The sequence below is a fragment of the Streptomyces sp. NPDC007162 genome, assembly GCF_040634175.1.
In the GTDB taxonomy this organism is placed as follows: Bacteria; Actinomycetota; Actinomycetes; order Streptomycetales; family Streptomycetaceae; genus Streptomyces.
On the sequence record NZ_JBEYFC010000537.1, the window covers coordinates 1 to 5,834 of the forward strand.

Genomic DNA, 5,834 nt, shown 5'->3' on the forward strand with positions numbered 1-5,834 from the left:
TTCCGATCGCACGGCCAGAGCAACTTCCAGTCCTACTGGGTGCTGCTGGACGAGGAGTTCCCCGTCGGCCGGGACGACCTGCTCGGCGCGCTCTCCGAGGCCGGTGTCTCCGCCCGGCGCGGGATCATGGCCGCGCACCTCGAACCCGCCTACGCGGACCACCCGCGCGCGCCGCTGCCGGTCACCGAGCGGATCAGCCGCGACTCGCTGATCCTGCCGCTGTTCCACACCATGACCGAGGCCCAGCAGGACCGGGTCGTGGCGGCGTTGCGCGAACAGGCCCGAAGATGACCGGACTCGTGATCGTCGGCGCCGGCGGCTTCGCCCGGGAGACCGCGCAGGCCGTCCGGGACGCGGGCGAGGCCCAGCTGCTCGGGCACCTGGACGACGACCCGGCCCTGCACGGCACCGAGGTGGACGCCGTGCCCGTGCTCGGCGGCTGCGACCTGGTGCACGACCTGCCCGGGGTCCGGGTGGTGGTCTGCGTGGGCAACCCACGGGACTACGCGGCCCGGGCCCGGCTGGTCCGCAGGCTCGCCCTGCCCGCGGACCGCTACGCCACCGTCGTCCACCCGACGGCGGCGGTCTCCCGGTCGTCCCGGATCGGCCCCGGCTCGGTGCTGCTCGCACACTGCGTGCTCACCGCCGCCGTGCGGGTGGGCGCCCACGTCGCCGTCATGCCCCAGGCCGTCCTGACCCATGACGACGTGGTCGAGGACTTCGCGACGATCACGTCCGGCGTCCGGCTGGGCGGGGGAACGCGGCTGGAGCAGGGCACCTACGTGGGTGCCGGGGCCCTGGTCCGGGAGGGCACCACGGTCGGCGCCTGGTCGCTGGTCGGGATGGGCAGTGCCGTGCTCGGCGATGTGCCGCCGGGCGAGGTCTGGGTGGGGAGCCCGGCCCGGCGGCTGCGCGCGGCCGACGCGCCCGCGCTGGAAGAACTCGCGATGCGAACAGTGGGGGGACCGCTGACATGAACCAGATTCCTCTTGTGGACCTCAAGGCGGCCCACCAGGAGGTCGCCGACGAGGTACGGGCCGGATTCGACAGGGTCCTGGCCGGTACCGCGTTCGTCGGCGGCGACGAAGTCCGCGCCTTCGAGCGCGAGTACGCCGAGTTCGGCGGTGTCGAGCACTGCGTGGGCGTCGCCAACGGCACCGACGCCGTCGAACTCGCCCTGCGCGCGAGCGGGGTCGGGCCCGGCGACGAGGTGGTGGTGCCCGCCAACACCTTCATCGCCACGGCCGGCGCGGTGGCCAGGATCGGGGCCCGCCCGGTCCTCGCCGACTGCCTGCCCGGCAGCCACCTGCTCGACCCGGAGGCCGCGCTGGACGCCGTCGGCCCCGCCACCCGCGCGGTCGTACCGGTGCACCTGTACGGGCAGCTGGCCGAGGTCGCGGCGCTGACCGCCCGACTGCCCGAGCGGGTACGCGTCGTGGAGGACGCGGCCCAGTGCCAGGGCGCCACCCGCGACGGCCGCGCGCCCGGCAGCGGCTCCATCGCGGCCACCAGTTTCTACCCGGGCAAGAACCTCGGCGCCTACGGCGACGCGGGCGCGGTGCTCACCGACGACGAGGAACGCGCCGGGCAGGTGCGGGCGATCGCCAACCACGGCGGAGTGGCCAAGTACCGCCACGACGTCCCCGGCTTCAACAGCCGCCTGGACGGGCTGCAGGCCGTGGTCCTGCGGGCGAAGCTCAAGCGGCTGGCCGACGGCAACGCGGCCCGCCGGGCGGCCGCGGCCCGCTACGACGAACTGCTCGCCGACCTGGCGGCCGCGGGCCGCGTCGTCCTCCCGGTCACCGCCCCCGGCAACGTCCACGTCTGGCACCTGTACGTCGTCCAGGTCGCCGACGCCGACCGCGACGCCGTCGTCGGCAAGCTGGGCGCCGAGGGCATCGGCGCCGGGGTGCACTACCCGGCCCCGGTCCACCTGACGCCCGCATACCGGCATCTCGGGTACGCCCGGGGCGACTTCCCGAACGCGGAGCGGGCGGCGGACCGGATCCTGTCGCTGCCGCTGTACCCGCAGATCACCCCCGGCCAGCAGCAGCGCGTCGTGGACGCGTTCGCGGACGCGCTCCGCGGCTGACCGGCACCCGCTTCCTCCGCCACCCCCCGCACCACCTCGGCCCGGTCGGCCGGACCAGCACAGCACCGCTGAGAGGTACACATGGAAAAATGGAGCAGACGGATCCGGGGCGGGCGCCTCGCCGTCGTGGTCGCATTGATATTGGCGGTGCTCCCGCTGGCCGGGTCCGCCCAGGCGGCGTCCGATCCCTGCGGCTCGGGGTCGAACCCGATCGTGTGCGAGAACTCCAAGCCGGGCAGCCCCAAGACCGACTGGTTCTCGCCCAACGCCTACGGTGACATCAAGGGCTTCACCACCAAGGAGAGCGTCCAGGCCGGGGACACCGTCCAGTTCAAGGTCCAGTCGAAGACCCCGTACAACATCCAGATCTACCGGCTGGGCTGGTACGGCGGCGACGGCGCCCGGCAGATGTCCACGGCGGCCCAGGCGGCGGTGACCTACCCGGCCAACTTCACCGGCAACCCCGCGAGTTGCACGACCAAGAGCAGCACAGGGCTGGTGGACTGCGGCAACTGGCCGGTGACCGCGACCTGGACGGTGCCCGGCGACGCCGTGTCCGGCCTGTACATAGCGAACCTCACGCAGACCGACGGCGACGGTCTGATGCCGTACCCGTTCGTCGTCCGCAACGACTCCAGCACCGCCGGCATGGTCGTGCAGACCAGCGACCAGACTTGGCAGGCCTACAACGAGTACGGCGGCCAGGACCTGTACGACGGTGCCGGGCCCGCGCCGGACGGCCGCGCCTACGAGGTCAGTTACAACCGGCCGCTGGACATCGGCGGTGACAACGGCATCTACGGCTCCGAGTACATGATGCTGTCCTGGCTGGAACGCAACGGCTACGACGTCACCTACACCTCCGGCGTGGACGTGTCGCAGCCGGGCGGCGCCGCCCAGCTGGAGAAGCACAAGGTGTACATGTCCTCGGGACACGACGAGTACTGGACGCAGACCCAGTACTCCAACGTCCTGGCGGCGCGCAAGGCCGGTGTCCGTGAGGCCTTCTTCAGCGGCAACGAGGTCTTCTGGAAGACCAGGCTCGCCCCCAGCATCGACGGCACGAGCACCGCGGACCGCACCCTGGTCTGCTACAAGATGACCAAGATGGCGCAGAACAACGGCATCGCCGACCCCAGCGGCGTCTGGACCGGCACCTGGATGGACCCGACCAGCACCAACTACGGCCAGTCCTACCAGCCGCCGAACATCCTCACCGGTTCCATGTTCACGGTGAACGGCTACCGCAGCGACGCGATCACGGTCCCCGGCTCGTACGGCAAGAACCGCATCTGGCGCAACACCTCCGTCGCCAACCTGACCTCCGGTCAGACCGCGACCTTCCCGACCGGCACGCTCGGCTACGAGTGGGACAGCGACATCGACAACGCCACCAGACCGGCCGGCGCCATCGACGTGTCGTCCACCACGGTCGACATCCAGGACGGCAAGCTCCGCCAGGACTGGGGCAACGTCTACGGCAACGGCACGGCCACCCACAACCTGGTCGAGTTCCGCGACCAGGACTCCGGGGCGCTGGTGTTCGGGTCGGGCACCGTGCAGTGGTCCTGGGGCCTTACCAACGTGCCCACCTACAACCCCGACGACACGGTGGTCACCGAGGACTCCCGGATGCAGCAGGCGACGGTGAACATCCTCGCCGACATGGGCGTCCAGCCGCTGACCCTGCAGAGCAACCTGGTCGCGGCCGCCGCCTCCACCGACACCACCGGGCCCACGGTCACCGTGACCAGCCCGGCCTCCGGGATCACCGTCCCGGCGCTGAAGCCGGTCACCGTCAAGGGCACCGCCACCGACTCCGGCGGCGTGGTCGCCCGTGTCGAGGTGTCCACGGACGGCGGCTCGACCTGGCAGGCCGCCACCGGCCTGACCTCCTGGAGCTACACCTGGACCCCGAGCACCCCGGGCGCGGCGTCCGTCAAGGTCCGGGCGATCGACGACAGCGTCAACATCGGATCCGTCACCACCATCCCGCTGACCGTCGGACCGCAGGCCTGCCCCTGCACCATCTGGGCGGCCTCCGCCGTGCCCGGCACCGTCAACGCCGGTGACGGCAGCTCGCTGGAACTGGGCGTCAAGTTCCGCACCACCGTTGCCGGTTCGGTCACCGGGGTGCGCTTCTACAAGTCGCCCGCCAACACCGGCACCCACACCGGCAGCCTGTGGACCGCCTCCGGTACCCGGCTGGCCACCGGCACCTTCACCAACGAGACGGCCTCCGGCTGGCAGCAGCTGAACTTCGCCGCGCCGGTGACCGTCAAGGCCAACACCACCTACGTCGCCTCGTACTTCGCCCCCAACGGCGGCTACTCCTTCGACACCAGCCTCGCCGGCAGTGACGCGGGGCTGGCTCCGCTGACGGCGCTGAAGTCGGGCGTCGACGGCGGCAACGGCGTCTTCCACTACGGTTCGGCCAGCGCCTTCCCGTCCTCGCAGTCCTCGGGCAGCAACTACTGGGTCGACGTGGTGCTGGACACCTCGACGGCGAGCACGACCCCGCCCACCGTCAGCTCGACCTCCCCGACCTCCGGGGCGACCGAGGCGTCGATCACGGCACCGGTGTCGGCCACCTTCAGCTCGGCCGTCGACACCGACAGCGTGACCTTCACCGTGAAGGACGCGTCCGGTGACACCGTGCCCGGGACCGTCACCTTCCCCGCGTCGAACAAGGCGACCTTCACGCCGTCGACGGAGCTGGACCTGAACACCTCGTACACCGCGTCCGTGCAGGCGTCCGACGTCTGGGGCAACGCCATGACGGACCCGGTGACCTGGTCGTTCACCACCAGTCCCACGCCACCCGCGGTCACCTGCCCCTGTTCGCTGTGGAGTTCCGCCACCATGCCGGCGAACACCGACATGACCGCCGACTCCAACTCCGTCGAGCTGGGCACCCGGTTCACCTCGTCGGCGGCCGGCTGGGTCACCGGCGTCACCTTCTACAAGGGCACCGGCAACACCGGCACCCACACCGGCAGCCTGTGGACCGACGGCGGCACCCTGCTCGCCAGCGGCACCTTCACCAACGAGACGGCCTCCGGCTGGCAGACGCTGGCCTTCGCCAATCCGGTGGCGATCACCGCGGACACCCCGTACGTGGTCTCCTACCACGCGCCCAACGGCAACTACGCCGTGGACGGCGGCTACTTCGCGGCGGCCCACAAGTCCTACCCGCTGACGGCCACGGCCGACACCGCCACGCACCACAACGGGCTCTACAGGTACGGCAGCGACCCGGCCTTCCCCAGCGGTTCCTACGGCTCCTCGAACTACTGGGTCGGCCCCGTCTTCACCGCCGACGACCCGAGCACGTCGCTGGCCGCGTCGGTCGCCGCCTCGGAGGTGACCGCGGCCACCGTGGCGCACACCGCCGACGCGGCGAGCGCCCTCGTCCTGGCCGTCCCGGCCAAGGCGGCGGTGACGTCCGTCAAGGCGACCGTGACCGTCCTGCAGGGTTCCGCGGCGGCCAGAAAGCTCCACGTCACGGCCGTCGTCTCCTACGACCGCAGAACCCACCGGGCGGCCGTCCACCTGTCGGCCCCGCTGCCGGACGGCACCCGGTTCGAGGTCACGGTCACGGCGAAGGACAGGCACCGCCACACGGTGACGTCCCGGAGCTGGACGCTCAGCAGCAGGACCACCTACAAGAAGAAAAAGAACTGACCCCGCAGGTGCCCCTCAGTGGGCGGACGCGGCGCAGGTGACGTCCGCGGCCGGCAGC

At 71.5% G+C, this 5,834-nt stretch carries 4 protein-coding genes; all 4 read left to right on the top strand.

Annotated features, from left to right (window positions below; genetic code table 11):
- A partial coding sequence (locus ABZ646_RS38410) for a DegT/DnrJ/EryC1/StrS family aminotransferase (protein WP_360529871.1) occupies positions 1-291 on the top strand: 291 nt, incomplete at its 5' end.
- Positions 288-977 (top strand): acetyltransferase, encoded by a 690-nt coding sequence (locus tag ABZ646_RS38415; protein WP_360529874.1) that lies wholly within the window; start codon positions 288-290, stop codon positions 975-977. The genes ABZ646_RS38410 and ABZ646_RS38415, both read left to right, overlap by 4 nt.
- The gene (locus tag ABZ646_RS38420) at positions 974-2,092 is read left to right on the top strand and encodes a DegT/DnrJ/EryC1/StrS family aminotransferase (protein ID WP_360529877.1); all 1,119 of its coding nucleotides are present in this window, start codon (positions 974-976) and stop codon (positions 2,090-2,092) included. The genes ABZ646_RS38415 and ABZ646_RS38420 overlap by 4 nt, the downstream gene beginning before the upstream one ends.
- Before the next feature lie 81 nt (positions 2,093-2,173).
- Positions 2,174-5,776: a DUF4082 domain-containing protein gene (locus tag ABZ646_RS38425; protein WP_360529880.1), complete on the top strand. Its 3,603-nt coding sequence runs from the start codon at positions 2,174-2,176 to the stop codon at positions 5,774-5,776.
- The last annotated feature ends 58 nt before the right edge of the window (positions 5,777-5,834 follow it).